Source organism: Sphingomonas pokkalii (genome assembly GCF_003096275.1).
In the GTDB taxonomy this organism is placed as follows: domain Bacteria; phylum Pseudomonadota; class Alphaproteobacteria; order Sphingomonadales; family Sphingomonadaceae; genus Sphingomonas; species Sphingomonas pokkalii.
In genome coordinates this window covers 3,173,845-3,198,604 of record NZ_QENQ01000001.1, presented here as the reverse complement: position 1 = coordinate 3,198,604, position 24,760 = coordinate 3,173,845, and the positions used below count along the sequence as shown (strand labels likewise).

At 66.1% G+C, this 24,760-nt stretch carries 28 protein-coding genes and 1 riboswitch; of the genes, 16 read left to right on the top strand and 12 right to left on the bottom strand.

Features of this window, described 5'->3' with window-relative positions; translation table 11 throughout:
- The first annotated feature begins 2 nt into the window (after positions 1–2).
- Genes DD559_RS14685 through DD559_RS14665 form a run of 5 tightly spaced genes read left to right on the top strand, consistent with a single transcriptional unit; the run spans position 3 to position 2,555 of the window.
- A complete protein-coding gene (locus DD559_RS14685; RefSeq protein ID WP_026008828.1) occupies positions 3–392 on the top strand; it encodes a response regulator in 390 nt (129 codons plus the stop codon).
- The gene (locus DD559_RS14680; RefSeq protein ID WP_116469848.1) at positions 392–916 is read left to right on the top strand and encodes a chemotaxis protein CheD; all 525 of its coding nucleotides are present in this window, start codon (positions 392–394) and stop codon (positions 914–916) included. Before DD559_RS14685 ends, DD559_RS14680 begins: the two co-directional genes overlap by 1 nt.
- 14 nt (positions 917–930) lie before the next feature.
- Positions 931–1,248, top strand: a complete 318-nt coding sequence (locus tag DD559_RS14675; protein WP_438270411.1) for a hypothetical protein — start codon at positions 931–933, stop codon at positions 1,246–1,248.
- 1 nt (position 1,249) lies between these two features.
- On the top strand, positions 1,250–2,095 hold the full coding sequence (locus tag DD559_RS14670) for a flagellar motor protein MotB (RefSeq protein ID WP_116469846.1): 846 nt from the start codon (positions 1,250–1,252) through the stop codon (positions 2,093–2,095).
- Between the two features lie 7 nt (positions 2,096–2,102).
- Positions 2,103–2,555 (top strand): hypothetical protein, encoded by a 453-nt coding sequence (locus DD559_RS14665; RefSeq protein WP_116469845.1) that lies wholly within the window; start codon positions 2,103–2,105, stop codon positions 2,553–2,555.
- 3 nt (positions 2,556–2,558) lie between these two features.
- On the opposite strand, the gene DD559_RS14660 is transcribed toward DD559_RS14665, so the two are convergent.
- Complete coding sequence (locus DD559_RS14660; protein WP_116469844.1) at positions 2,559–3,314, bottom strand: competence/damage-inducible protein A; 756 nt, start codon at positions 3,312–3,314, stop codon at positions 2,559–2,561.
- A 53-nt stretch (positions 3,315–3,367) separates the two neighbouring features.
- On the opposite strand from DD559_RS14660, the gene map reads away from it, so the two are divergent.
- Together map and DD559_RS14650 are read left to right on the top strand one after the other, a co-directional pair.
- Positions 3,368–4,192, top strand: a complete 825-nt coding sequence (map, locus tag DD559_RS14655) for a type I methionyl aminopeptidase (protein ID WP_116469843.1) — start codon at positions 3,368–3,370, stop codon at positions 4,190–4,192.
- A 101-nt stretch (positions 4,193–4,293) separates the two neighbouring features.
- A riboswitch (SAM-I-IV-variant riboswitch) is annotated at positions 4,294–4,403 on the top strand.
- 52 nt (positions 4,404–4,455) lie between these two features.
- Positions 4,456–5,508, top strand: a complete 1,053-nt coding sequence (locus DD559_RS14650) for a threonine aldolase family protein (RefSeq protein WP_116469842.1) — start codon at positions 4,456–4,458, stop codon at positions 5,506–5,508.
- A 51-nt stretch (positions 5,509–5,559) separates the two neighbouring features.
- Here DD559_RS14650 and DD559_RS14645 read toward each other — a convergent pair whose 3' ends face one another.
- The gene (locus tag DD559_RS14645; protein ID WP_116469841.1) at positions 5,560–6,375 is read right to left on the bottom strand and encodes a ferredoxin--NADP reductase; all 816 of its coding nucleotides are present in this window, start codon (positions 6,373–6,375) and stop codon (positions 5,560–5,562) included.
- A 222-nt stretch (positions 6,376–6,597) separates the two neighbouring features.
- On the opposite strand from DD559_RS14645, the gene DD559_RS14640 reads away from it, so the two are divergent.
- The 3 genes from DD559_RS14640 to glnA all read left to right on the top strand — a co-directional run bounded on the left by DD559_RS14640 (position 6,598) and on the right by glnA (position 9,908).
- Positions 6,598–7,905, top strand: a complete 1,308-nt coding sequence (locus DD559_RS14640; RefSeq protein ID WP_116469840.1) for a methyl-accepting chemotaxis protein — start codon at positions 6,598–6,600, stop codon at positions 7,903–7,905.
- A gap of 156 nt (positions 7,906–8,061) precedes the next feature.
- Positions 8,062–8,400: a P-II family nitrogen regulator gene (locus DD559_RS14635; RefSeq protein ID WP_116469839.1), complete on the top strand. Its 339-nt coding sequence runs from the start codon at positions 8,062–8,064 to the stop codon at positions 8,398–8,400.
- 95 nt (positions 8,401–8,495) lie between these two features.
- Complete coding sequence (gene glnA, locus DD559_RS14630) at positions 8,496–9,908, top strand: type I glutamate--ammonia ligase (protein WP_116469838.1); 1,413 nt, start codon at positions 8,496–8,498, stop codon at positions 9,906–9,908.
- An 86-nt stretch (positions 9,909–9,994) separates the two neighbouring features.
- Here glnA and DD559_RS14625 read toward each other — a convergent pair whose 3' ends face one another.
- Together DD559_RS14625 and DD559_RS14620 are read right to left on the bottom strand one after the other, a co-directional pair.
- Positions 9,995–10,600: a class I SAM-dependent methyltransferase gene (locus DD559_RS14625; RefSeq protein ID WP_240610401.1), complete on the bottom strand. Its 606-nt coding sequence runs from the start codon at positions 10,598–10,600 to the stop codon at positions 9,995–9,997.
- A 5-nt stretch (positions 10,601–10,605) separates the two neighbouring features.
- Positions 10,606–11,229, bottom strand: a complete 624-nt coding sequence (locus DD559_RS14620) for a S24 family peptidase (protein ID WP_116469837.1) — start codon at positions 11,227–11,229, stop codon at positions 10,606–10,608.
- A gap of 93 nt (positions 11,230–11,322) precedes the next feature.
- Here DD559_RS14620 and DD559_RS14615 point away from each other — a divergent pair, with 93 nt between their 5' ends.
- Positions 11,323–11,517: a hypothetical protein gene (locus tag DD559_RS14615; protein WP_116469836.1), complete on the top strand. Its 195-nt coding sequence runs from the start codon at positions 11,323–11,325 to the stop codon at positions 11,515–11,517.
- A complete protein-coding gene (locus DD559_RS14610) occupies positions 11,514–11,828 on the top strand; it encodes a hypothetical protein (RefSeq protein WP_240610274.1) in 315 nt (104 codons plus the stop codon). The genes DD559_RS14615 and DD559_RS14610 overlap by 4 nt, the downstream gene beginning before the upstream one ends.
- 9 nt (positions 11,829–11,837) lie before the next feature.
- Here DD559_RS14610 and DD559_RS14605 read toward each other — a convergent pair whose 3' ends face one another.
- Both DD559_RS14605 and DD559_RS14600 read right to left on the bottom strand, forming a co-directional pair.
- Positions 11,838–12,188, bottom strand: a complete 351-nt coding sequence (locus DD559_RS14605) for a hypothetical protein (protein ID WP_133243829.1) — start codon at positions 12,186–12,188, stop codon at positions 11,838–11,840.
- A gap of 505 nt (positions 12,189–12,693) precedes the next feature.
- The gene (locus tag DD559_RS14600) at positions 12,694–13,245 is read right to left on the bottom strand and encodes a DJ-1/PfpI/YhbO family deglycase/protease (RefSeq protein WP_116469834.1); all 552 of its coding nucleotides are present in this window, start codon (positions 13,243–13,245) and stop codon (positions 12,694–12,696) included.
- 114 nt (positions 13,246–13,359) lie between these two features.
- Between DD559_RS14600 and DD559_RS14595 the strand changes: the two genes are divergently transcribed.
- Both DD559_RS14595 and DD559_RS14590 read left to right on the top strand, forming a co-directional pair.
- Entirely contained in the window at positions 13,360–14,376 is a 1,017-nt protein-coding gene (locus DD559_RS14595; RefSeq protein ID WP_116469833.1) for a DNA topoisomerase IB, read from the top strand.
- A gap of 6 nt (positions 14,377–14,382) precedes the next feature.
- On the top strand, positions 14,383–15,555 hold the full coding sequence (locus tag DD559_RS14590) for a mechanosensitive ion channel family protein (RefSeq protein ID WP_116469832.1): 1,173 nt from the start codon (positions 14,383–14,385) through the stop codon (positions 15,553–15,555).
- Here DD559_RS14590 and DD559_RS14585 read toward each other — a convergent pair.
- The 5 genes from DD559_RS14585 to DD559_RS14565 all read right to left on the bottom strand — a co-directional run bounded on the left by DD559_RS14585 (position 15,552) and on the right by DD559_RS14565 (position 20,228).
- Positions 15,552–17,906 (bottom strand): TonB-dependent receptor, encoded by a 2,355-nt coding sequence (locus tag DD559_RS14585; protein ID WP_165831103.1) that lies wholly within the window; start codon positions 17,904–17,906, stop codon positions 15,552–15,554. The two genes, DD559_RS14590 and DD559_RS14585, sit on opposite strands and share 4 nt — an antisense overlap.
- An 85-nt stretch (positions 17,907–17,991) precedes the next feature.
- Positions 17,992–18,972, bottom strand: coding sequence for a FecR family protein (locus DD559_RS14580; protein ID WP_165831102.1), 981 nt, complete (start codon positions 18,970–18,972; stop codon positions 17,992–17,994).
- 91 nt (positions 18,973–19,063) lie between these two features.
- Positions 19,064–19,579 carry an RNA polymerase sigma factor gene (locus tag DD559_RS14575; protein WP_165831101.1) on the bottom strand — a complete coding sequence of 172 codons (516 nt, stop codon included), beginning with the start codon at positions 19,577–19,579 and terminating at the stop codon, positions 19,064–19,066.
- Positions 19,580–19,703: 124 nt separating this feature from the next.
- Positions 19,704–19,946, bottom strand: coding sequence for a hypothetical protein (locus DD559_RS14570; protein ID WP_165831100.1), 243 nt, complete (start codon positions 19,944–19,946; stop codon positions 19,704–19,706).
- Between the two features lie 93 nt (positions 19,947–20,039).
- Positions 20,040–20,228 (bottom strand): hypothetical protein, encoded by a 189-nt coding sequence (locus tag DD559_RS14565; RefSeq protein WP_116469827.1) that lies wholly within the window; start codon positions 20,226–20,228, stop codon positions 20,040–20,042.
- Positions 20,229–20,426: 198 nt separating this feature from the next.
- Between DD559_RS14565 and DD559_RS14560 the strand changes: the two genes are divergently transcribed.
- Both DD559_RS14560 and DD559_RS14555 read left to right on the top strand, forming a co-directional pair.
- Complete coding sequence (locus tag DD559_RS14560) at positions 20,427–20,867, top strand: glycine zipper 2TM domain-containing protein (RefSeq protein ID WP_116469826.1); 441 nt, start codon at positions 20,427–20,429, stop codon at positions 20,865–20,867.
- Positions 20,868–20,966: 99 nt separating this feature from the next.
- Positions 20,967–21,665, top strand: a complete 699-nt coding sequence (locus DD559_RS14555; protein WP_116469825.1) for an outer membrane protein — start codon at positions 20,967–20,969, stop codon at positions 21,663–21,665.
- Between the two features lie 139 nt (positions 21,666–21,804).
- On the opposite strand, the gene DD559_RS14550 is transcribed toward DD559_RS14555, so the two are convergent.
- The gene (locus DD559_RS14550) at positions 21,805–24,738 is read right to left on the bottom strand and encodes an L-glutamate gamma-semialdehyde dehydrogenase (protein ID WP_116469824.1); all 2,934 of its coding nucleotides are present in this window, start codon (positions 24,736–24,738) and stop codon (positions 21,805–21,807) included.
- Between the last annotated feature and the right edge of the window lie 22 nt (positions 24,739–24,760).

Here is a 24,760-nt window from a genome sequence, read left to right as displayed (position 1 = left end):
AAATGCCCGCTGCATCACAGATCAAGGTGATGGTCGTAGATGATCAGACCAGTATGCGGGCGATGATCCGTCGTGCGCTGCAGGATCTCGGCTTCAAGGATGTCCGCGACAAGCCCAGCGCCACCGAAGCGCTGCCGGCGATCAAGAGCGATCGCGTGCACCTGGTCATCTCCGACTACAACATGCCCGACATGGACGGGCTCCAGTTCCTGGAAGCGGTTCGCGCCGATCCAGTGATCGGGAAGACGGTGTTCATCATGCTCACCGGCTCTTCCGACCGCGAGGTCGTGCAGAAAGCCGCCGCCCTGGGCGTCAACAACTATGTCGTGAAGCCCTTCGCGCCCGCAGCGCTGAAGGAAAAGATCGAACGCGTTTTCGGTGAGCTGACCTGATGCGTAGAGTTTCCATCGTCCAGGGCGAAAACGCGGTCATCGCCGAGCCCCATGTCATCATCTCGACCCTGCTGGGAAGCTGCGTGGCCGCGTGCCTGTACGACCCGGTGGCCAAGGTGGGCGGCATGAACCATTTCCTGCTGGGGGAACCTGGCGCGGACCACAAGGTCTCGGGTTCGGACATGGCGCGGTACGGCGTGCACGCGATGGAACTCCTGATCAACAGCATGATGGCCAAGGGCGCTTCGCGCTCGCGGCTCCAGGCCCATCTATATGGTGGTGCCAACATCATCTCCGGCCTGGGGAGCATCGGCGCGTCCAACGCGGCCTTTGCCCGCCGGTTCATGGAAACTGAAAGCATTTCGATCGCGCATTGCGATCTCGGCGGCACGCTTGCCCGCAAGGTCGAGTTTCTGCCGCACGAGGGCAAGAGCCGCTGCACCAAGGTGGCGGAGCGTGTCCAAGAACGTCCCGTCGCGCCCCCGCCCATGCCCGCACCCGGCGGAGAATTGGAGCTTTTCTGATGTCGTGCCTGCCCATGTCGGAGCCCTCGAATCCGCACCCCCTGCCCGGCTACGATCCGTTCGCGGGCGTGCTGCACAGCGTGATGGCCGGCGAGATCCGCGAAATCCGCGAGAAGCTGGAACTGCTGGCCGAAGTGCTCGTCTGCGACGAGCATTTCGCCAACAACTATCTCGAGCAGCTCCAGGCGTTCGATTATCTCATCCAGCACGCCGATGAGTGCGTGAACCTGCTCGATCGCATCGCGGGCGGCGAGGATTCGCTCTCGGCGATCAGCCATGTGCGCCTCGGCGCCGTGCAGGATCGACTGCGTACCGCGCTGAAGGGTCAGTAACATGGCCCGCGGGGGGGACATGCGGCCGATCATCGTCAAGAAGGTCAAGAAGGTCGCGGGCGGGCATCATGGCGGCGCGTGGAAAGTGGCCTATGCCGACTTCGTGACCGCGATGATGGCGTTCTTCATGCTCCTCTGGCTCATCTCCAATCCCGACAAGGATCGGCTGAAGGGCCTGGCGAAATATTTCTCCCCGACGGTCGCCGACAATGCGCCCTCGACTCCGGTCAGCAACACTGCGCCCGGCGCGGGTGGCCCGACGCGGCGATCCGAAGCCGATCCCAGCCCTGCAAAGGGCCAGCCGACCTTCCAGGCGGCAACCGCCGGCACCGCCCGTGGCGGCACCGCCGAGGTGCCGGCCACGATGCGGGTGATGGCGTCCGAACTGATGGTGGCGCTGGAAGCCGCCTCGACGGCGCAGGGCAAGAAGAATGTCGAGGTCCAGCAGGATCGCAACGGCCTGCGGATCACGCTGATGGATACCGATCAGCAATCGATGTTCAAGCCGGGCACGGCGGAGCTCAACCCCTATGCGCGGCAGCTGCTCGCCAAGGTAGCGGGCAAGATCGCCAATATCGGCGCCCAGATCGCGATCGAAGGCCATACCGATGGCGCCGGCGGGCAGAGCGATGCCAACTGGCTGCTCTCGGGCCAGCGCGCCCTTGCCGCACGCACGGCGCTGGTGGCGAGCGGCGTGACGCCGGATCGCTTCGCCGAAGTGATCGCCATGGGCGCTACCCAGCCGGTCTATCCCGATCAGCCCGCCCGCCCCGAGAACCGCCGCATCAGCATCGTTCTGAAGGGGCAGACCTCCGCCCTTCCCAGCGACTCCAGCTTCAAGTTCTGAGGGCGCCGTGAAGAAGATCCTCTTTCTGCTCGTCGTGCTTGCAGCCGGCCTCGGCATCGGCGGCGGCGCTGCCTATGCGATGGTGCGGATGCTGGGCATCGGCGCATCGGCCGCCCAGGCCGAAGCCGAAGCCGAGAAGAAGGAAGAACCGGCCAGGTTCGTGCCGACCGGTCGGGTATTGGCACCGCTGGTCTTCGCCGATGGCCGGCTGGCCGGCTATGCCGCGTTCGAAGTCCAGCTGGAAGTCGATGAAGCCAAGGCGGACTTCGTCACCGCCCGCATCCCGCTGCTGCTCCACGCGATCAACATGCGCACCTATCGCACACCGCTGGCGGCCGGACCGGACGGCATGTTGCCGAACCTGGACGCATTCCGAAAGGTGGTCGACACCGCCGCGACCGAAGCGTTCGGCGCCCATATGATCCGCAAGGTCGCCGTCACCGCAGCGACCCCGGCGTAACGCTCAGATTCCGTCGGCTACCGGTTCGAAGCCGCGCGCCGCCAGCCCGTCGGACAACGCTGCGGCACAGGTTTCGAGGCGTGCCGGATCGGTCGCCCGCACCACGAAATTGGCCCCGACCCGGCCTTCGCGGAAAAACGGATAGCTGCCGATCGAAACGCCCTGATATGCCCGTTCGGTATCTGCCAGCAGATCGGCGATCTCGCTTTCCGCCACCCAGCAGCCGATCGTGCGGGACAATACCGGGCGGCCGCCCTCCAGCGTCCCGGTCAGCGCGTCGAGCATCCCTGCGGCGATGTGCGGCACGCCCGCCAGGATGAACAGGTTGCCCACCTGAAGGCCCGGCGCGCCCGACATCCGGTTCGGGATCAGTTGGGCGCCCTGCGGGGCGCGGGCCATGCGCAGCCGCGCTTCGGTCAGCCCCCCGCGGCTGGCATAATAGCCTTCCAGCATCGCGCGGGCGTCCGGGTGGATCTCCACCGGCACGCCCAGCGCCGCAGCAATCGCGTCCACCGTGATGTCGTCATGGGTGGGGCCGATGCCGCCGGTGGTGAAGCAGTAATCGTTCCGCAGGCGCAGCGTGGTCACCGCCTCGACGATCGCGGCCTGCACGTCGGGCACCACCCGCACCTCGGCCAGCCGAATGCCCTGGACGTTCAGCCAGCTGGCGAGTTGCGCTACGTTTCGATCCTGCGTGCGGCCCGACAGGATTTCGTCGCCGATCACCACCAGGGCCGCTGTCCAGATCCGCTCTTGCATGCCGACTGCGCTACGCTCTCGCAAAGCCCGGTGCAAATGCCTATATTGCCAGGATGACCGAATATGTGAACGTCACAGCGGAGATGCCGCTGGCCCGCAGCCATGCCATCAAGCTTCATGGTCCCGACGGGTTCGAAGGGATGCGCCGCGCAGGCCGTCTCGCCGCCGAGATCCTGGACGCGCTGGTGCCGCATGTCGTGCCGGGCGTGACGACACAGGAACTGGACGACATCGTCCGCAAGATGACGATCGACGGCGGCGGCGTGCCGGCGACCCTCGGCTATCGCGGCTATACCCATAGCTGCTGCATTTCGATCAACCATGTCGTCTGCCACGGCATTCCCGGCGATCGGGCGCTGAAGGACGGCGATATCGTCAACATCGACGTGACGCCGCTGGTGGATGGCTGGCACGGCGATACCAGCCGGATGTTCCTGGTCGGCGACGTGCCGATCAAGGCGCGCCGCCTGGTCGACGTGACCTATGAATGCCTGATGCTCGGCATCGAGCAGGCGAAGCCGGGCAATCATCTCGGCGATATCAGCCACGCCATCCAGCGCCATGCCGAGAAGCATCGTTATGGCGTGGTGCGCGATTTCTGCGGCCACGGCGTGGGGCGGCTGTTCCACGACGCGCCGGAAGTGGTCCATGTCGGCCGTCCGGGCACCGGCCCGGAACTGAAGCCGGGCATGTTCTTCACCATCGAACCGATGATCAACACCGGCCGCCCCGATGTGAAGCTGCTCGACGATGGCTGGACCGCGGTGACGCGCGATCGCTCGCTGTCGGCGCAGTTCGAACATTCGATCGGCATCACCGAAACCGGCTGCGAGATCTTCACGCTCAGCCCGAAGGGTCTGCACCAGCCGCCCTATTGAAGAACACGTCGAGACTGTGAACTTCCTGAACTTAGCGTCGAAAATGCGAGAGGGCGCGACGTAACAATCTTGCGCCCCCTCGCAACATCCGGTATCGGGCTGGCCAGCATCAAGAGTCGGGCCGACGCCCGGCACCAACCTGCCCCGTGCAAGGTGGTGCCTCCATCGAAATGGAGGGATGTGGCCGAAACCGGCAACACGGTGTCCACGCCACATTTCCCGTCGTCGCCCCGCCTCCCGCAACAGGAAGAAGGCAGGAAAGCGTGACGACCGAAGCCCAACAATTCGCCAGCGACAATTATGCCGGCATCTGCCCCGAGGCCTGGGCTGCGATGGAAGCCGCCAACCAGGGCCACGCCCCGGCCTATGGCGACGACCATTGGACCCACACCGCCGCCGACGCCTTCCGCACCCTGTTCGAAACCGATTGCGAAGTCTTCTTCGCGTTCAACGGCACCGCCGCCAATTCGCTGGCGCTGGCCGCGCTCTGCCAGTCCTACCACAGCGTGATCTGCTCGGCGGCGGCGCATGTCGAAACCGACGAATGCGGCGCTCCCGAATTCTTCTCCAACGGCTCCAAGCTGCTGGTGGCGCAAAGCCAGGACGGCAAGCTTACGCCGGAGGCGGTCCGCGCCGTCGCCACCAGCCGCTCCGACATCCATTTCCCCAAGCCGCGCGTGGTAACGATCACCCAGCCGACCGAAACGGGCCAAGTCTATACGATCGACGAAGTGAAGGCCCTCTCCGCCGTCTGCCGCGAGCTGGGCCTGAAACTGCACATGGATGGCGCCCGCTTCGCCCATGCCTGCGCGTCGCTGAACTGCGACCCGGCGGAAATAACCTGGCGTGCCGGCGTCGACGTGCTCTGTTTCGGCGGCACCAAGAACGGCATGGCCGTGGGTGAAGCGGTGCTGTTCTTCGATCGGGCGCTGGCCCAGGATTTCGACTATCGCTGCAAGCAGGCCGGGCAGCTCGCCTCCAAGATGCGTTTCCTCGCCGCGCCCTGGGTTGGAATGCTGGAAAACGGCGCCTGGTTGCGCAACGCCGCCCACGCCAATGGCTGCGCCCGGCAGCTGGCCGAACAGATTGCGGAGCTACCGGGCATCGAACTGATGTTTCCGGTGGAGGCCAACGGCGTGTTCGTCCGCGCCAGCGATGCCGTGCTGGCGGAACTGCGGATGCGCGGCTGGCGCTTCTACACCTTCATCGGCGGCGGCGCCCGCTTCATGTTCGCCTGGGATGCCGATCCCGCTCGGGTCGACCAGCTGGCGGCGGACATCCGGGCGGCGAGCACCGCGACGGCGCTGGCGGCCTGACGTCCGCGCCGCCGCTCCTCCCCCGCGCCGGCGGGAGAGGAGCGGCCGCACTCAGCCGACGAAGGCGCGTTCGATCACGAAATCGCCCGGCGCGTTGTTCGAACCTTCCTTGAATCCCTTGCCTTCGAGCAGGGCGGCGAAATCGCGGATCATGTCCATCGATCCGCACAGCATCACTCGGTCCGTCTCCGGATGCAGCACGGGGTCGCCAGCCACGCCTTCGAACAGCTTGCCATTCTCGAGCAGTTCGCCGATCCGGCCGCTGGTGTGGAACGGCTCACGGGTCACCGTGGGCACATAATGGAACTGCGCCGCTGCCTGCTCGCCGATCAGCGGATCTTCCGCCAGCTTGCCGACCAGCTCGTCGTGATAGGCAAGGTCGCTTACCCGGCGCACGCTATGCACCGCGATCACCTGTTCGAACCGTTCATAGATTTCGGGATCGCGCGCGACGCTGAGGAACGGCGCCAGGCCGGTGCCGGTCGAGAGCAGGAAGAGCCGGCGCCCGGGCAGCAGCGCGTCCGCGACCAGCGTGCCGGTGGACTTCTTGCCCAGATAGATGTCGTCGCCCGGCACGATCTTCTGCAGCTTCGAGGTCAACGGGCCATCCTGCACCTTGATCGACAGGAATTCGAGTTCTTCCGCCCAGGACGGGCTGGCAACCGAATAGGCCCGCATCAGCGGCTTGTCGCCTTCGCCCTGCAGGCCGATCATCACGAATTCACCCGAACGGAAGCGGAAGCTAGCCGGGCGTTCGATCGCGAAACTGAACAGATGCTCGTTCCAATGGCGCACCCAGAGCACCTTGGCGGTAGCGAAAGCGGGATGTGCGGGCAGCAGCGCGGGCGCGCGCGTATCGACGGTCATGGGGGGAAGGATCCTCGCTCGAACTCTCTAAGCGATCGCGCCATCCGGCGAGCGGGGGCGCAATCGGGGAACATGAACGCGGCCCTCTGCCACCAGAAGCGCGCCACGTCCAGAAAGTAGGACTTCAAGCCGCTAAACTCGCCACGCCGGCATTTGCCCTGTCGCGAAGCTGTCATCAAATCCTAAGGCCTCATTTACCAGCGGCTGCGTAGGTGCCGGTCGATGTCGACACTGCCTGCGCACCATTGCCGCCTTCTGGATTGGCTCACGCCAGCCGAGCGAAACCCGCCGTCGCTTGCCCTGGATGCCCCCCTCGCGCAGGCCGTGCGCCATTTCGAGGAGGAAGCCGATCTGCGGCTGCTGCCCGTCGTCGATGGGGTGAACAGGCCAACGGGCGCAATCTTCGAGAAAGACGTCCGCCGGCTGCTGCTCAATCCGTTCGGCCACGCCTTGCTGCGCAATCCTGCCTATGGCCGCCGGGTCGACGCGCTGATTCGCCCCTGCCCCGTCGCCGATCTCGACGGGCCGGAACGCTCGATCCTCGATGTCTATGCCGCCGAAAACGGCCAGGAAGGCATGATCCTGACCCGCAAGGGGCGCTTGTTCGCGGTCATCAGCAACCGGCGACTGATCCGGCTTGCCGCGGACGAACAGTTGCACGATGCGGAACGCCAGATGGCGCGCGCCCGGCGCATCGAGGCGGCAAGCGAACGCATCGAAGCGGAGATCGCAGCGCTCGCGGACCAGTTGCGCGGACTTGCGGCAGGGCTGCGCGGCGGCGCGACTGCCACCGCGGACCGCGCCGCGATCAACAGCGCCGCCGCGAACGCCCTCGCCGCCGCGCTGGCGCAGCGGCGCGACAATCTTGCCGTGATCGCCAGGGAAACCGATGCCCTGGCGGCGACGCTGGACGCGATCGGCCGCGATACCGTCACCGCCCGTGCCTCCACCGCCGAGGCCGTCCAGCTTGTGGATGACAGCCGCGCCCGGATCGTCGAACTCGACGCGTTCGCCCAGACCATCGGCACGGTGACCAGCGTGATCGGTGGGATCGCCGGGCAGGTGAACCTGCTTGCCCTGAATGCCGCAATCGAAGCCGCGCGGGCCGGGCCGGCCGGGGCAGGCTTTACCGTCGTCGCGCACGAGGTGAAGCTGCTGGCGGGCCAGGCAGGCCGCGCCGCGGAAAACGTCGGCGCCCAGGTTGCCGCGATTCGCGCCGCGGTCGATCGGGTAACCGCCAACCATGAACGCGTGGAAGCCGCGATCGCCGCGATCGCGGCCCTTACCCGCAACGTCGAATGCGCCGTGCGTGAGCAGCACATCGCAACCCACACGATCGCCCAGAACGTCGCCGAAAGCGTCGAAAGTACCGATGCAGTGCAGGGCGATATCACCCGGGTGGGAGAATCCGCCAGCGCCGCTGCGCACAACGCCACCAGCATCGCGCAACTTTCCGCCGACCTGCTGGACGGAGCGGAGCAGCTATCCGCAGGGATCCATCGGTTCCTATCCGAGCTACATGCCGCCTGAACAGGCAGCAGCTGCCATTTTATTAGGCACAATTTCGCTCGCGAAACCGTTCGGCGCTTCCCACTCGCTAGCTACTCCCGTTCTGGCACGCGGGTTGCTAAAACACCCAGGAATCAGACGTACTGCGGCTCGACACCCGCTGGCCTGGGGGAAGAAGTGAAGAAGATCGAAGCCATCATCAAACCGTTCAAGCTCGATGAAGTGAAGGAGGCCCTGCACGAAGTGGGCGTTTCCGGCATCACCGTCACCGAAGCCAAGGGATTCGGGCGCCAGAAAGGGCATACCGAACTGTATCGCGGTGCCGAATATGTCGTCGACTTCCTGCCGAAGGTGAAGCTGGAAGTGGTGGTGGAAGACGGCGTTGCCGAACGCGTGGTCGAAGCCATTGCCGCCGCCGCACAGACCGGCCGTATCGGCGACGGCAAGATCTTCGTCATCCCGGTGGAAACTGCACTGCGTATCCGCACTGGCGAGCGGAACGAAAACGCCGTTTGACGCGACGCAACGCGCAGCGGATTGTGCAGACGCGAAAAGAAATTTAATTGCCCGGTTCCTCGGGCACACGAAAGAGAGCGAAAGGGCTAAGTACGATGGCGAATACGGCCAGTGACATCCTGAAGATGGTGAAGGATCAGGAGATCGAATGGATCGACCTGCGCTTCACCGACCCCAAGGGCAAGTGGCAGCACCTGACCATGGTCGCGTCGGTCCTCGGCGAGGACGAGCTGACCGACGGCCTGATGTTCGACGGTTCGTCGATCGAAGGCTGGAAGGCCATCAACGAATCGGACATGATCCTGAAGCCGGATCTGGACGCGGTCTGGACCGATCCGTTCTCGGCCACCCCGATGCTGATCCTGGTCTGCGACATCGTCGAGCCCTCGACCGGCGAGCTTTATGCCCGCGATCCGCGCTCGACCGCGAAGCGCGCCGAGGCGTATCTGAAGACCACCGGTATCGGCGACACCATCTATGTCGGCCCCGAAGCCGAGTTCTTCATGTTCGACGACGTCCGGTTCGAGAACAGCTACTCGACCAGCTACTACAAGATCGACGACATCGAGCTGCCGGGCAATTCCGGCCGCGAATATGAAGCCGGCAACCTCGGCCACCGTCCGCGCGCCAAGGGCGGCTATTTCCCGGTCGCGCCGGTCGACTCGGCCGTCGACATCCGCGGCGAGATGGTTTCGACCATGCTGGAGATGGGCCTGCCCTGCGACAAGCACCACCACGAAGTCGCCGCCGCGCAGCACGAGCTGGGACTGACCTTCGGCACGCTGGTGACCACCGCCGATCGCATGCAGATCTACAAGTATGTCGTGCACCAGGTCGCCCAGGCCTATGGCAAGACCGCGACCTTCATGCCGAAGCCGATCAAGGAAGATAACGGCTCGGGCATGCACACCCACATGTCGATCTGGGAGAAGGGCAATCCGCTCTTCGCCGGCAACGGCTATGCGGGCCTCAGCGACACCTGCCTGTATTTCATCGGCGGCGTGATCAAGCACGCCAAGGCGCTCAACGCCTTCACCAACCCGTCGACCAACAGCTACAAGCGTCTGGTCCCGGGCTACGAGGCGCCGGTGCTGCTCGCCTATTCGAGCCGCAACCGCTCGGCGTCGTGCCGCATCCCGTACGGCACGGGCAGCAAGGCGAAGCGCGTCGAGTTCCGCTTCCCGGATGCGCTGGCCAACCCGTATCTCTGCTATTCGGCGCTGCTGATGGCCGGCCTGGACGGCATCCAGAACAAGATCCACCCGGGCGACCCGATGGACAAGAACCTGTACGATCTGCCGCCGGCCGAGCTGGCCGAAGTGCCGACCGTGTGCGGTTCGCTCCGCGAGGCGCTGGACAGCCTGGAAGCCGATTTCGACTTCCTGCTGAAGGGCGACGTGTTCTCGAAGGACCAGATCGAGGCCTATATCGAGATCAAGCGCGCCGACGTGGCCCGTTGGGAAATGACCCCGAGCCCGGTCGAGTACGACATGTACTATTCGAGCTGATCCCGATCGGATCGGTTTCAGGAAAGGGCGTCCGGAGCGATCCGGGCGCCCTTTTCCTTGGCCCCTCCGCCCCCCCGGCACCGGGTTCATCGGCGATAGGCGAATACCGAGGCCGGCCTTGGCGCGCCCGTTTCCGCAACGGTATAGCGCGCAAGCAGCGTCACCCTGTCCAGGGGCAGGGGCGATCGCCCCGGATCACCGACCAGCACCTCGATGCCCGCCGCCACGCACGCATCGAGAAAGACCATGGCGCGGGCGGCAACGTCGGGTGCGTAGAACAGGTCGCCCGCCAGGACGAGGTCGACCGGCGGCGGCCAATCCATCACATCGCTTTCGATCCCGGCAAGCGTCACGCCGTTCAGCGCCGCGTTCAGCGCGATCGCGGCACGGCCATGCGCATCGACTTCCGACGCGGTCACGCGCGCCGCACCCGCACGGGCAGCAACGATACCGACCAGTCCCGATCCCGCCCCAAGATCCAGTATCCGACGACCTGCCACCAAGGCCGGGTTGGCCTGCAGATGCTGGGCAAGCGCCAGGCCGCCGGCCCACCAGAAAGCCCAATAGGGCGGCGGTGCGTCGTCCCCGACCCATCGACCGACGCCGCTCGCCGCCCCCGCCTTGTGCAGTCGAACCCCCATCACGCCGGGCACCGGCTCCACCGGAAGCCGGGCGCGGATAAAGGCCTCCACCCCGCTCAAAGGGCACGTCCCAGCCAGGCGACGCGGCCGATCAGCTCGAACTGGCCCGCCCGCACGAACCGCACCGGATAGGCCGGGTTGTCGCTGATGAGGTCGATGCCCCCCACCGCCGCCCGAACCCGCTTCACCAGCAGTTCGCCATCGACCCTGAGGACGAAGATTCCTCGCAGATCGATGCGGCGCTTGTCCCGATCGACCAGGATTTCATCGCCATCGTCGAGTGTTGGCAGCATCGACTCGCCGGTCACGCGGATCATCGATGCGGCTTCCGGCCGCACGCCGAGCTGGCGGAGCAGCAACGGCGGGAACGGGAAGGGCTGGCGCAACGCCTCTGCATCGGCATGTGCCCCGGCCCCGGCCCCGGCAGAGGCGCAGACATCGAGGCGCGGCACCGGCACCAGCGCAGCCGGCATCGGACCGCCCAGTGCCGCCTCGCCCACCCCCAGATAGGCGGCAAGCCGGGCACGATCGCGCTCGCCGAGCTTCCGCGGCGAGCCCCGGTTCAGATATTGCTGCAGATAGGCGGCATTGCGCCCGAGCACGCGCGAAAGTTCGGACAGGCTAAGCCTCCGATCGGCCACCAACCGGGCCAGCGCAGCACGTTGTTCTTCTGCATCCATACCCCCTTTCCTACACAAAGGATTTTTCCTAGGCAAGTCGCGCAATGAGAACAAATAGTGATCATTGCGCGACGAATCAGGTGGAGGAAATGGATGTCAGTACATCAGGAAATCGAGGCTTTCCTGCAGCGGACGCGAATGCCGGCGGCACGATTCGGCCGGCTGGCGGCGGGGGACCCGCGACTGGTCTATGATTTGCGACTCGGCAGGGCGCCCGGCCCGGCCCTGTCCGCCCGGCTGCGCGCCTTTATCGCCGCGCAAGGCGCCAGCCGGCGAGCCCCGCAATGAGGGCGCGCCGGGATGTGGGTGCGCGGCTGGAGCAAAGCCTGCAACTCTCCGCGCACGCTGCGGCGTGTCCGATCACGATCGTCGCTGCCCGATGGGTCCGCTGGGCAAGCGCGAGCTTCGACGGGGGCCGTCACGAACTCACGATCGAACTGGAAGCGACGCCCGCCGCGGCCCGTTGGCTCATGGCCCTGCCGGAAACGGAATTGCCGATCCCAGGCCATCTGGTCGCTGATCTGATCGTCGTACAACGCGCGACGGTCTGCGGAAGAACAACCGCGCGGCTGGAGGTGCTGACGGTCGAAGCCTGCTGATGCGCGCCTTCAGCCGAGGCGGACAAGCGTGCGCAAGGTGGCAAGACCGTCGTCCAGCCTGCGATCGGTGCGGATGCGAAGCTTCCGGGCGCGCGCAGAAGCGGTGCCGTCGCGGCGGATAACGCCGCGTTCAAGCCGCTCCAGCAGCGCATGGGCTGCGCTGTCCATTTCCTCCTCCAGCCGCCGCATCTCGGGCCGGCGGCGTGCCGCCGGCTCGGAAGCGGGATGCACCGCGTGGAGATCCAGCATCGGACGCAAGGGCTCGGCAGCAGAAAATGTCGCCGCAAAGGGCGATCCCCTGCCCTGGCATGCCGCCACCCCCGACGGCGCGGCGACGCCATTGCTGCGCGGTGCGCCCACGTCGCGCCCCTCCCTTCGAAACCGCCGCGTGACGGCACGGCGAAGGGAACCAACCACGGCAAGCCCCCCCGTACATGCGACTGCGGCGCCGGCCGCTGCGAATATCTGGCCGAGCGCCCACGTCTCGCTATTGCCTGAAAGCACTCCTACCTTCGCCGATGCAGACATCGCGAAGGCTCCAATAACCAGCGCGCTGCCGGCCGTAACGGCAGCGATAGGTACGAGCGGCAGCTTCATGCGTTCACCCGATACGTGTGCGACCACGTGTTGCTCATGCCATCTTTATGGCAAGGTTTTCATACACTATGATCTAGTTCGCAAGATTTACACGCCTGTTACCGTGAACTTACAGAAATAATTCCGCAGGAATCGGCGTCAAAAACCTGAAAAGACCCTGAAAATTTTTTCTTGCCGTCAGCAGCCAGCGATGGCTGGGCAAGGGCCGGCCTTCCCCACCCGCCCCACCGGGCATAGGGTGAGGAAGCCCTCCCCAGCCGGACGATCGTCAGGCAGGCGCGGTGACGTCTTCCAGGGCGGCTATCACCGCGCGGTTGAAGGCGGGGATGTCGCCAGGCTTGCGGCTGGTGATCAGGTTGCCATCCTGGACCACCGCCTCGTCGATCACCTCGGCCCCGGCGTTGGCGAGATCGGTACGGATCGACGGCCAACCCGTCAGGCGCCGTCCGGCGACCGTGTCGGCTTCGGCGAGGAGCCAGGGTGCATGGCAAATCGCGGCGACGACGCGGTTCGAATCCATGAATGCGCGCACGATCTCCACGACCTTCGCGTTCGTACGCAGCGTGTCCGGGTTGCCCACGCCGCCGGGCAGCAACAGCGCATCGAAGGGCTCGAGGTCGACCTGCTCCACGGTGGCATCGGGGGTGATGCTCCTGCCCTTCTCGCCACCGCTCTCGGCCGTGATCGGCTGCAGATCGAGCGAGGCGAGCGTCACCTCGGCACCAGCATCGAGCAGCGCCTGGCGGGGTTCGAACAGCTCCGATTCCTCGAAGCCGTTGGTCGCGATCATCAATATACGGGCGTTTTGCAACTGGGCCATGGGCCAATCCTCTCCAGATATGCGGGATAGCGGGGCAACCCATGCACCCCGCGGCAGGTTCCGGAACGAATTGTTGCTGCGACGCATTTTGGCGGAACCGCATGAGGAGCAGCAATGAACAGCGCCGACATCGTCTATGTCGAGGACCATGAACCCGGCATCACACGGCGCAAGATGCGGCATGGCTGGGGCTATTTCGATACGCGCGGCACCCGCATCACCGATCGGGCGGAAATCGCGCGGCTGAACGCCATCGGCCTGCCGCCCGCCTATGTCGATTGCTGGTTCTGCCCGGATGCTTGCGGCCATATCCAGGCGACCGGCTATGACGCGAGGGGGCGCAAGCAGTATCGCTATCATACCCGCTTCCGCGAAGCGCAGGAGGCCGCGAAATATGATCGCTGCGGCCGCTTCGGCGAATTGCTGCCCCGGCTGCGGCGCCAGGTGCAAAACGATCTCCGCCTGCGCGGACTGTGCCGGGAAAAGGCGCTGGCGGCAGTGGTGCGTCTGCTCGACCTGGGCACCATCCGCATCGGCAACGAGGCCTATGCGCAGGAAAACAAGAGTTTCGGCGCAACCACGCTGCGAAAGCGGCACGCCCAGGTGAGGGGCAGCGTATTGAAGCTGGAGTTCCGCGCCAAATCGGGCAAGCTGCGGATCGTAACCATCTCGGACCTGTCGCTCAGCCGCTTCGTAAAGCGCTGCCAGGATCTGCCCGGGCAGCAGCTGTTTCGCTGGATCGACGATGCCGGTGCGCCGCACCCGGTAACCTCCAGCGACGTCAACGCCTATATCCGCGGGGCGATGGGCAGCGATTTCACCGCCAAACATTTCAGAACCTGGGGGGCGAGCGTGATCGCCTTTCGCACCCTTGCGGAAGCTACGGCACCGATCGGGCTGAAGACCCTGCTTGAACCGGTGACGCAGGCGCTCGGCAATACGCCCGCGATCGCCCGAAAATCCTACGTCCACCCGCGCCTGATAGCGCTTGCTCGGGACCATATCTCGCAGGATGCGTTTCGCGCCGGCTTGCGCCTGCCCCGCGCGACACAGTACCTCAACCGTCACGAACGCGGCCTGATCGCCTTCCTCGATACGGACTCCGCCGAACAGCCAGCCAAGGCAGCCTGATCCAGAATGCTACTGACCACGACCAAAGCCACGCCCAGCCATTTCAACCGCCAGCTCGCCACCTTCTTCGGCGATACGCCGGACTGGATCGCCGATCATTGGCTGAGCATCCTGATCGCAACCGGTATCGCCGCCGGGATCGTGCTGGTCCTGCACACCTTGCGATCCTGGGGAATGCGGCTTTGCCGGCGCAGCGAGCCGGGTCATACCAACTGGTACACCATCTTCGGCCGTACCATCGCCCGCACGGGGAATTTCTTCATCCTGATGGTCGCGATCCGACTGGTGGTCGGCTATGCGCAGACGCCGCCGCTGCTCGACAAGACGGTGTCGTTCCTGTTCACGATCGCCACCGCCTTCCAGGCCGCGATCTGGGTACGCGAAGTCATCTTCGGGCTGATCGAGCACCGCACCCGCGGGGAAAATGCCAGCGAGAGCCTGTCGAGCGCGATCGGCATCATCCGGCTGCTGATCTCGATCGCCCTGTTCGCCATCGCGCTGGTGATGGTGCTCAGCAATATCGGTGTGAACGTCACCGGCCTCATCGCCGGTCTGGGTGTCGGCGGTATCGCGATCGGTCTCGCCGCGCAGGGCATTTTCGGCGACCTGATCGCGGCGCTGTCGATCCTGTTCGACCGGCCCTTCCGCGTCGGGGACAATATCAAGTTCGATCAGACGCAGGGCACGGTCGAAGGGATCGGACTCAAATCCACCCGCGTCCGCGCCTTTGACGGCGAACTGCACGTCATTTCGAACCGGCAGCTGCTCGACAAGGAGATCCAGAACCTCACCGATCGCCACAAGATTCGCCTGCTGTTCAAGATCGGGGTGGCCTATGAAACGCCGCCCGACATACTCGACCGCCTCCCGCAGATACTGAAGGAGATTGTAGAGGCGAACGGCGCTACGGCCGTACGCCACGGCTTCTCGGGCTTTGGCGCGAGTTCACTCGATTATGAACTGATCGCCGAAGTGGCGTCCGGCGATTGGAGCATCGCCCATCCGACGCGGGACCGGATCGCTACCGGCATCCTCCGCAAGTTTGCAGAAGAGGGCATTTCGATCCCCTATCCGACGCAGACCGCCTTCACCGCCGCCCCGGACGGCAAGCTGATCATGCCCTATGCCGAGGTGCAGCCCGTGCGCCGGGTCGATTCCGCGCCAGGCGAGAACGGCTAGAAGCGATAGCTCGCGCCCAGGCGCAACGTGCGCGGCTGCTGCGGCGTGCGTTGCGTCCCGTCCTGCACGGAGAGCGGATTGCCCAGCGAAAATCGATTGCCGCGCCCATCGAGCAGATTGGCGACATCGAGCGTGAGGGTGATCGGCCCCCGCGACCAGGCGAGTGCCGCGTTCGCGTCGACATAATTGCCCTGCGGAAGGTGCAGATCCCCCACCCCCAGCCACGAGCGCCCGATATATCGCGCAGTCCCGCGCAGGAGCAGGCGGCTGCCGCCCCGCAAGGTCCATTCGCGCTCGGCGGCAGTCCGCACGGTAATGGCGGGCGTGTTGGGCAATGCCTGCAGCGTGTCGCGCGCGAATTCGGGGTTGGGTCGGTCGAGCACGGCACGGGTCAGGAACAACGCGCCGGACAGGCGGAGACCGCTCGGTGACCGCCAGTTGAGGCTGGCCTCCAGGCCATGGATCCTACCGCTGCCGATATTGGCGGTGATCGGTCCCGAAACGCTATACAGGTCCGACTGGATGTGCCGCCAATCGGTGGTGGACAGCGCAACGCTGCCGGACAGGCCGTCGCTGCCGCTGCCCAAGCGCAGCCCGGCTTCGACCATATCCACCGTATCGGGGCGATATACCACAAAGCCGGCAGGAGGCGGTGCCGACGGATCTCCCGACGACAGCGCATTGAGCGCATAGCCGCCCAGACGATAGCCACGCTGATACCGCAGATAGGCCGTCAGGCGCGACACCGGCGCCCAGCCGATCGCCGCGCTGGGCAAGAAGCTGACATTGCCGGCACCGGGCACGTCGATCGTCGTCAGATCCTGATCCCCGCCGGGAAGGATGTTGGTGCCTTGCAAGTCGCTATAGGCCGCGCGGCCGCCGATCGTCGCGTTCAACCGCGGGGTGATCGGCACCGTCACTTCGCCGAAAAGGGCAACATCGACCACCTGGTTGCCGACACCGCGGAACGGCTGATCGATCCCGGCGACCTTGAAGGATTGCGTCATGCGATCCTCGCTCAGCGTGGCATAGGCGCCCAGCACCATGCCGGCACCATTGTCGCGATGGCGGGCCAGCCGGATCTCACCATTATACACCCGAACGCGATTGTCGGTGGAGATGCCCGACGTGAAATCGTCACCGGGGCTGGTGGCATCGTAGAGCGCGGTCAGGTGGTTCTCGATTGCCGAGAAGGCCGCCGTCAGGGTCTGGCCATTCGCCCAACGATGGGTGGCCGTGACATAGGCCAGGCGAAAATCGTTGAGCGCAGGCTGCGCGATCGCGGCGCTTCGTGCCAGCGGCGGATCGCCCGCTTCGGTATATTGGCCATCGGCGTGATAGATGCGCTGGTAGACGCCGCCGATGTCGATGGTCCAGTCGTTGCCGGCCTGATAGCGCAGGGCGGCGCGCGCACCGGCCAGATCGGTGCGATTCACGTTTCGCCGGCCCCGCACGACGTCATCGATATATCCGGGATCCCGCCCGCCATAGCCCACCAGCCGCAACGCGGCCCGATCGCCGATCGGCGCGTTGATCATCGCCATCGCATCGCCGCCGATGCCGCCATGCGAAACCGCCGTCGCGCCGCCCGCCACTTCGCCTTCCCACACCCCCGGACGCGGCCGATGCGGGGTGATGCGAACGATCCCCCCCAGCGCACCGGCGCCATAAAGCGTGCCCTGTGGCCCTTCGAGCAATTCCACGCGGGCCATGTCGTACAGCGCGAGGTTCGGATCGGGGGCGCTGTAGTTCAGCTGCACATCGCCCAGATACTGGCCAACAGTGGCCTGGCTGGCACCGGTGAAGCTGCTGTCGGCGATGCCCCGTACGAACAGCTTTTCGCGGCCGGGCCCCAGATTGGTGGCGGCAAGCATCGGCAGCGCCGCCACGATCGCGCGACTGTCGCGCGCGGTGCCCGCCCCCTGCATCAGCTGATCCTGATCCAGTACCCAGGCCGATCCGGCATAGTGGCGCAGTTCGGTCGCACGCTTGCTGGCGGTAACAACGATGTTCGCGGGCTCGGGCTCGGCTGATGGCGGCGGTGTCGGCCGCTCCCGCTCCACCGGGCGCGGCGGCGGAGGAATCCGTTCGATGCGATACAGCCCCGCCGCCGCCCGCACCGCACGCAGGCCGCTATCGTGCAAAACGCGCGCGAGCGCTTCCTCAACGGTCATCCGCCCACGAAGCGATCGGCGCAGCGCACGATGCGTCAGCGCCGGCTCGGTGGTAGCGACGCTGACCCCTGCCTGGCTGCCCACCGCGATGATTGCGCTGGCAAGCGTGCCCGCCGGGATGCGGAAGTCTCGCCGTGCCTCGGGCTGTTGCAGGCGCGGGCCCGCCGCCGCCGGCATGGGGCTGCCGACAGCGCAGACAAAGGCCACGCCGGCTAGCCGGCAGGCCGATCTCCGCAGTCTTCCCGTCATACGATCTGTACGGTCACGGTGCGCGGACGAGCCTCCGTTGGCCGTCGACCTTCTCGACACGAACCGGCAGCAGCGCTTCGATCTGACGATCCAGTGCCGCAGGATCGCCGATGGTCAGTACGCCACTGACATGCAGGCTACGGATCTCCGGCGCGACGTGCACCGGCGTACCGGTATAGCGTTCCAGGTCGCGCGCGACATTCTCGATCGGGCTGTCCGAATAGACCAACCGTCCCTTGACCCAAGCCAGTGCGTCGTCCGGCGCGATCGTCTGCACGATATCCTGGGTATCGCCCGCAGCGCGGTGCAGGGCAGTACCGGCCGGAAGCCGCGTCACCGTCGTCCCGCCCGCGGGTGCCGAGACGGACACGAGCCCGCGGCGCACGGCGACACCGAAGGCGCCGTTCTGGTTGAGCACGTCGAACTCGGTGCCCAGCACCCGAACTTCGCGGCCCGCCGCCGAAACGGTGAAGGGCCGCTTCTCCTCATGGTGTACATCGAATACCGCCTCGCCAGACCGCAACTCGGCGGTCCGCACGCTATCGCCGAGCTTCACGACGATCTCGGTATTGCGATTGAGCGTCAGCCGCGACCCGTCCGCCAGCGCCACGACCCGCATCGACGCGCCGTCGGTGCGATAGGTCTGCCCGGCCGGCTCGCCGAGATGGACGAACTGGGGCAGGCCGATCACCGCAGCGACCGAGGCCGCTGCCGCGATCACGCCGGGGAACCACCAGCGTGCCACCCTGCTTTGCTTTGCGGCGCGGTGCGCGTCCAGCGAGACGACGGCTGCGGCCGCTTCCGATGCAACGGGCGCCTCCGCCGGCAGGGCATCGGCGGCAACCCATAGCCGCTCCACCCTGGCATAGGCCTCGGCATGGGCGGGGTCGGCCTCCATCCAGGCGAGATGGTCCAGCCAGACCTGCTCGTCTTCGCATTCCTGCAGCCGGACGAACCATTCGACCGCCGCTTCGTCAGGATCAACCCGTGCCATCACCTGTCCGCCCCGCTCATCTTCTGCCCCTGCGGGGCGTAGGACGAAGCCAACCGCCGTGCACCGCAAGACCATGTTCGTGTTTGCTGCGTCATCGGCCTACTTTCGTCATCAGGTGCTTCAGCGCCCGCATCATGTGTTTTTCGATCAGGCTGCGGGAAACGCCCATGCGCTCCGCCACTTCGCTGTGCGAAAGCCCTTCCAGCTTATGCATCCGGAAGCTGCGCTGCACCGGTTCGGGCAGCTCCGCGAGCGCCTTGTGCATCTGGCGGACCTGGTCGCGAGCGATCAGCACTTCATCCGCGGGCACGCTGTCGCTCACATCCTCGCCGGCGTCGGTGAGGGTATGGTGGCTATCGCGCCATGCATGGTCGCGTGCCGCCCGTGCCTGACTTTGGCGAAGGCGATCGAGCATGATGTTGTTGCCAAGCCGATAGAGATAGCCGCCGGGGCTATGGATTTCCTGATCGGGCAGCCCCGCGATGCGGACATAGATCTCCTGCACGAGATCCTCCGCCTCCGCTTCCCCCACCCGCTTCACGAAATAGTGCAACAGCGCCGTCCGTCGCGCCAAAAAGGCTGCGATCAACGCAGAAGGTTCAGGCATGGGTCGGGTACGCGCCTTTCCGCTGGAACTGAGGCAAACATAGTTGCGCATAGTTGCGGAAGTCTGAGGGGCCAAGAGCGGCGTTTTACGGGCCGCGCTGGACGCTCGATAGTGCGCCACGGCCTCAATGTCCCAAAAGCGTACGGATCGCCGAAACGATCGCCCAGCCAATCAGAACGAGAACCGCCCAGGAAGCGAATGCGCCGAACAGGATGATCGCCAGCCGGACACCCCCGGACAGCTTCGGCTCGTCCGGGAACGCCATATCGGCATCGCCTTCATCGGTTCCGTCCTGGGGATGCGGCAGCGTGAAATGGAACAGCCGATCGGCCGCTGCCATCCAATCCGTCTTGCTATCGTAATGCACGGTATCACTCCGCCTGCGCCGCCGGTCGATCGGCGGCAGCGTTTGGGTTCGGAGGAAAGCGCCCGCCCACGGGGGAACGGGCGGGCGCCCGCCTCAGCGCTTCGGCGAGGCGACCGGAGGCTTCGCCAAGGCCTGCTTTGCCTTCTTTTGCGGCTTCTGCAGGTGCGACGGGGGAACCGCTTTCTTGCTGGTCCGGGCCTGCGTCGGCGACTGCGCCGAAGCGGGAGCAGCCAGGCCGACCGAGACCAGCGCGGTGGCGAACATCCATCCGGTAAACTTCATGGGAGACCCTTCTTATCGTTCGGATCGCGCCGTCATCAGCGCCTCCGATCCCATGACGAAGCACCGCGATCGGCACCGGACGGCAGCACGCGATTTTTTCTCCCGAACCCGTGCCCTCGCCCGGAGCCATCCGGTGCAGCCGCCGCGACTTCGTCGATGGGCAACCCCGGCATGTCGCCGGGACGGAAAGGATGAACGATGCGCCTTACCTCTCTCTGCGCGCTTGCGGCCCTGGCTTCCACCGCACTGCTGATCCAGCCAGCCCAGGCGCAACACCGGCAAGACCGCTATGGCACCGGCGCCGTGCACGGCTATCACTATGGCTATGGGGACGGATATGGGGACGGCCGCGGCGACGGCTATCATGAAGGTTATGCCGAGGGCGATGCGAACGGCTATGACGATGGGCATGGCGACGGATATCGCAGCGGCTATGCGGACGGCCGACGCGAGGCACGTCCCTATCGCGATCCCTGCCGGGCGAGCGGCGCGCAAGGCGCCATCCTTGGCGCGATCGGCGGCGGCCTCGGCGGCCATCTGATTGCCGGCGCAGACGACAAGTTGATCGGCACCATGCTCGGCGCGCTGGCCGGTGGCGTCGTCGGCGACGCCGTGCACCGCCGTGATCGCTGTCGCTGAAAATAAATCACCAGATCATTGCGGTGCCGCCGCGAGGGTTTCGTCGAAGAAACGAAGGCTCGCGGCAAAGCGAACCGATCCACAAGACAAGGTGAACGCATGAACATGACGCACAAGGGTATCGTTGGTCTGATCGCTTTCGGGACCGTTCTGGGAGCCGTTACGCCGGCATTTGCCCAGAGTTCGATGCCCGGCCCCTATGTCGTAGGCCGCATCGGTTCGCAGGTCGATGCGGACGTGAAGTTCAAGGGGAAGGACGCGCGCACCCCCTCGACGCTGCCGCGCGATGTCGATCTACGTTCCGGCAAGTCGTTCGAAGGCGGCCTCGGCTATGACTTCGGCAATTTCCGTCTCGAAAGCACCGTCGGCTACACCGCCGCGAATGTCGATGCATCGCAGCTCAACACGGGTGGACTGATCACCCGCGGTCGCACCAAGACGCTGAGCATCGGCGTCGCCGGCTATTACGACATCGATACCGGCACCAGGCTGCGTCCGTTCGTCGGCGGTGGCATCGACGCGGTGCGCGTCACCGAGCGGCTGTCGCGCCTGACCTCCACGGGCCAGGGCAGCCGCATCTCCGACCGCGACTGGGGCATCCGCTGGCATGCCGATGCCGGCATCGGCTATAAGCTGACCGAGAAGACGACCGTCGAACTCGCCGCGCGCTATTCGGAAAGCTCCAGCCTCAAATTCGCTGGCCGGATGCCGCTTGCGGCCGGCGGAACCACCGCTGCCACCTATCGGCCGAAGCTCTCGGCTACCTCGATCACCGTCGGACTGCGTCAGCGCTTCTGACGGTGGGGGCCGGCGGTTGGGTCCCCCTGTATCGGCCGCCGGCCCTATTTTCGCTCCCTGTAGTATCCGTTGTGATCCAGCGAGTCTGGTCGCCGAAACTCGCTTGACCACGACGGATACTCCAGCAACGAAGAAGGGATCACCTCCCCCCTTCGTCCAGGCTCAGCAGCGTGGCATTGCCGCCCGCGCTGGTGGTATCCACCGACACCGCCCGCTCCGCACAGAAGCGGTGCAGATAGTGCGGGCCGCCCGCCTTGGGGCCGGTGCCCGACAGGCCCTCGCCGCCAAAGGGCTGCGAGCCGACCACCGCGCCGATCATCGAGCGGTTGATGTAGAGATTGCCGACGCGCGCCTCCGCCTCGACCAGCTCGGCCGAGCGGGCGATGCGGCTGTGCAGGCCCATCGTCAGGCCGAAGCCCTCGGCGTTCACCCGCGCCACCGTCTCGGCGAGCTGGCCCGCCTTCCAGGTGGCGACGTGGAGGATCGGGCCGAACCATTCGCGGGTCAGGTCCTCGGGGCGATCGATGCGGATCATCGTCGGCGGCACGAACAGGCCGGTGGCGGGGACCGCCACGGTCTTCAGCCACTGGGCCTTGGCGCTGTCGCGATAGGCCATCAGCTTGTCATAGGCCGCCTGGTCGATCACCGGGCCGATATCGGTGCGCGGATCGGCGGGGTCGCCCAGGATCAGCAGCTCCATCGCGCCGCGCAGCATCTCGATCACACCCTCGGCGATCTCTTCCTGCAAGAGGAGCAGGCGCAGCGCCGAACAGCGCTGGCCGGCCGAGCGGAAGGCCGAGGTGATGACATCGGCGACCACCTGCTCGGGCAGGGCGGTGGAATCGACGATCATCGCGTTGATGCCGCCGGTTTCGGCGATCAGCGGCACCAGCGGGCGATCCTCGCCTTCGAGCAGTGCTGCCGCGATCTTCTTGGCGGTCGGCGTCGAGCCGGTGAAGGCCACGCCGGCGATGCGCGGGTCCGACGTGAGCGCGGCACCGACTTCCGGGCCGCCGGTCACCAGCACCAGCGCATCTTCCGGCACGCCCGCCTGATGCGCGAGGCGCACGGCGGCGCGGGCGATCTCGGGTGTCTGCGGGGCAGGCTTGGCGACCACCGCGTTACCGGCGACCAGCGCCGCTGCGGTCTGGCCGAGGAAGATCGCCAGCGGGAAGTTCCACGGCGCGATCGTCGCCCAGACGCCGCGGCCTTCCATCCGCAGCTCGTTGCGCTCGCCCGTCGGCCCGGGGAGGGTGATCGGTGCGAGGCCGGTGCGGGCCTGGAGTGCATAGTAACGGCAGAAATCGGCGGCCTCGCGGACCTCGCCGAGCGCGTCGGGAATGGTCTTGAAGGCTTCCTTCACGGCCAGCGCCATCAGCTCGATGCGGTTCTCCTCGAGCAGGTCGGCGAGGCGCTCAAGAATCGCGGCGCGGGTGGCGAGCGGGGTGGCGGCCCAGCCGGGGAAGGCGGCAGCGGCGCGGTCGATGGCCGCGCGCACATCGGCAGGCGCGCTCGCGCCAGCAGCGGGTAACGGCTTGGAAGCAATTTCCATCGCCGTTTCCGCGAGGGTCGTCCGCTCCGCGAGATCTATCCCGCCCGAATTTTTCCACGCGCCGAACAGCTCGACCGGCAGTGGGATGCTCGGGTGCCGCGTGCCACCGACCGCCGCGATCTTCTCGACCGGATCGGCGAGCAGTTCGGCTTCGCTCAGCTGCTCGTCGGCGAGTTGGTGGACGAAGCTCGAATTCGCGCCGTTCTCCAGCAGGCGGCGCACCAGATAGGCCAGCAGGTCGCGGTGCCCGCCGACCGGCGCGTAGATGCGGCAGTGATAGCCCTGTTCGCCCACCAGCCGCTCGTACAGCCCTTCGCCCATGCCGTGGAGGCGCTGGAACTCGAAGTCGCGGCTGTCGCCCGCCCAATCGAGGATGGTGGCGACGGTCAGCGCATTGTGGCTGGCAAAGGCCGGCACGATGTTCCTGGCCGCCAGCATGTCGCGCGCGCAGGCGAGGTAGGAGACGTCGGTCGCCGCCTTGCGGGTGAACAGCGGATAGTCCACCAGGCCCTCGACCTGGGTGCGCTTGATCTCGCTGTCCCAATAGGCGCCCTTGACTAGGCGGACATGCATCGGACGGCCCAGATCATCTGCCCAGCCGATCACCGATCGGGCGCGCTTACCATAGGCCTGCACCGCCATGCCGAAGCCGGTCCAGCCGCGCAGTTCGGGACGACGTGCGACCGATCCGATGATGTCGAGGCTCATCTCCAGCCGCTCGCTTTCCTCGGCGTCGACGGTGAGCGGGATGCCCTGCGCCGCCGATTCCGAGGCGAGCTGCGCCAGCATGTCGGTGAGTTCCGGCACGCAGCGATCATATTGCGCAACCTCGTAGCGCGGGTGGAGCGCGGAGAGCTTTACCGAGATCGAATGGCCCGCCTTGGGATCGCGGCCGACCGCGCGGATCGCCTCGAAATAGGCCTGGAAATAGCGCTCGGCATCGGCCTTGGTCCGCGCCGCCTCGCCCAGCATGTCGAAGCTGGCGGTGAAGCCCTTGTTCTCGGGCTTCTTCATCCGCTTCATCGCCTCGTCGATGGTGCGGCCCATCACGAAGACCTCGCCCATCCGCTTCATCGCGGCGCCCACCGCCTGACGGACAAAGGGCTCGCCGGCGCGCGAGATCAGGCGGCGGAGCGCGCCGGTCTTCTCGTCGCCGACCAGCGCGCGGCCGAGCATCAGGCCCCAGGTCGCCGAATTGACCAGCACCGAGTTGGATTTGCCCGAATGCGCCTTCCAGTCGGCGTCGCCGATCTTGTCGGCGATCAGCAGGTCGGCGGTTTCGGGGTCCGGCACGCGCAGGAACGCCTCGGCCAGGCTGAGCAGCGCGACGCCCTCGGACGAGTTCAGCCGATATTCCTGGAGGAACTGGTTCACCCATCCGCGGTTCTGCGCGGCACGCAGGTCGGCCAGCAGCGCCAGCGCGTGATCCATCACCCGTTCGCGCGACTCGGGGGTGAGTCGCGCACGCTCCAGCAGCGGTTTTAGAACATCGGGTTCGGCCGCGCGGTGCAGCTTGGCCATCGTTTCGCGGTGATGTGACGGT

Coding starts and splice junctions, on each gene's coding strand:
- DD559_RS14615 (WP_116469836.1), top strand. CDS start 11,323: ATGTCAGTACATCAGGAAATCGAGGCTTTCCTGCAGCGGACGCGAATG.
- DD559_RS14600 (WP_116469834.1), bottom strand. CDS start 13,245: ATGGCCCAGTTGCAAAACGCCCGTATATTGATGATCGCGACCAACGGC.
- DD559_RS14580 (WP_165831102.1), bottom strand. CDS start 18,972: ATGGCACGGGTTGATCCTGACGAAGCGGCGGTCGAATGGTTCGTCCGG.
- DD559_RS14670 (WP_116469846.1), top strand. CDS start 1,250: ATGGCCCGCGGGGGGGACATGCGGCCGATCATCGTCAAGAAGGTCAAG.
- map (WP_116469843.1), top strand. CDS start 3,368: ATGACCGAATATGTGAACGTCACAGCGGAGATGCCGCTGGCCCGCAGC.
- DD559_RS14555 (WP_116469825.1), top strand. CDS start 20,967: ATGAACATGACGCACAAGGGTATCGTTGGTCTGATCGCTTTCGGGACC.
- DD559_RS14560 (WP_116469826.1), top strand. CDS start 20,427: ATGCGCCTTACCTCTCTCTGCGCGCTTGCGGCCCTGGCTTCCACCGCA.
- DD559_RS14620 (WP_116469837.1), bottom strand. CDS start 11,229: ATGGATGCAGAAGAACAACGTGCTGCGCTGGCCCGGTTGGTGGCCGAT.
- DD559_RS14610 (WP_240610274.1), top strand. CDS start 11,514: ATGAGGGCGCGCCGGGATGTGGGTGCGCGGCTGGAGCAAAGCCTGCAA.
- DD559_RS14680 (WP_116469848.1), top strand. CDS start 392: ATGCGTAGAGTTTCCATCGTCCAGGGCGAAAACGCGGTCATCGCCGAG.
- glnA (WP_116469838.1), top strand. CDS start 8,496: ATGGCGAATACGGCCAGTGACATCCTGAAGATGGTGAAGGATCAGGAG.
- DD559_RS14550 (WP_116469824.1), bottom strand. CDS start 24,738: ATGGCCAAGCTGCACCGCGCGGCCGAACCCGATGTTCTAAAACCGCTG.
- DD559_RS14595 (WP_116469833.1), top strand. CDS start 13,360: ATGAACAGCGCCGACATCGTCTATGTCGAGGACCATGAACCCGGCATC.
- DD559_RS14645 (WP_116469841.1), bottom strand. CDS start 6,375: ATGACCGTCGATACGCGCGCGCCCGCGCTGCTGCCCGCACATCCCGCT.
- DD559_RS14660 (WP_116469844.1), bottom strand. CDS start 3,314: ATGCAAGAGCGGATCTGGACAGCGGCCCTGGTGGTGATCGGCGACGAA.
- DD559_RS14675 (WP_438270411.1), top strand. CDS start 931: ATGTCGGAGCCCTCGAATCCGCACCCCCTGCCCGGCTACGATCCGTTC.
- DD559_RS14565 (WP_116469827.1), bottom strand. CDS start 20,228: ATGAAGTTTACCGGATGGATGTTCGCCACCGCGCTGGTCTCGGTCGGC.
- DD559_RS14685 (WP_026008828.1), top strand. CDS start 3: ATGCCCGCTGCATCACAGATCAAGGTGATGGTCGTAGATGATCAGACC.
- DD559_RS14640 (WP_116469840.1), top strand. CDS start 6,598: ATGTCGACACTGCCTGCGCACCATTGCCGCCTTCTGGATTGGCTCACG.
- DD559_RS14585 (WP_165831103.1), bottom strand. CDS start 17,906: ATGCCGGCGGCGGCGGGCCCGCGCCTGCAACAGCCCGAGGCACGGCGA.
- DD559_RS14590 (WP_116469832.1), top strand. CDS start 14,383: ATGCTACTGACCACGACCAAAGCCACGCCCAGCCATTTCAACCGCCAG.
- DD559_RS14575 (WP_165831101.1), bottom strand. CDS start 19,579: ATGCCTGAACCTTCTGCGTTGATCGCAGCCTTTTTGGCGCGACGGACG.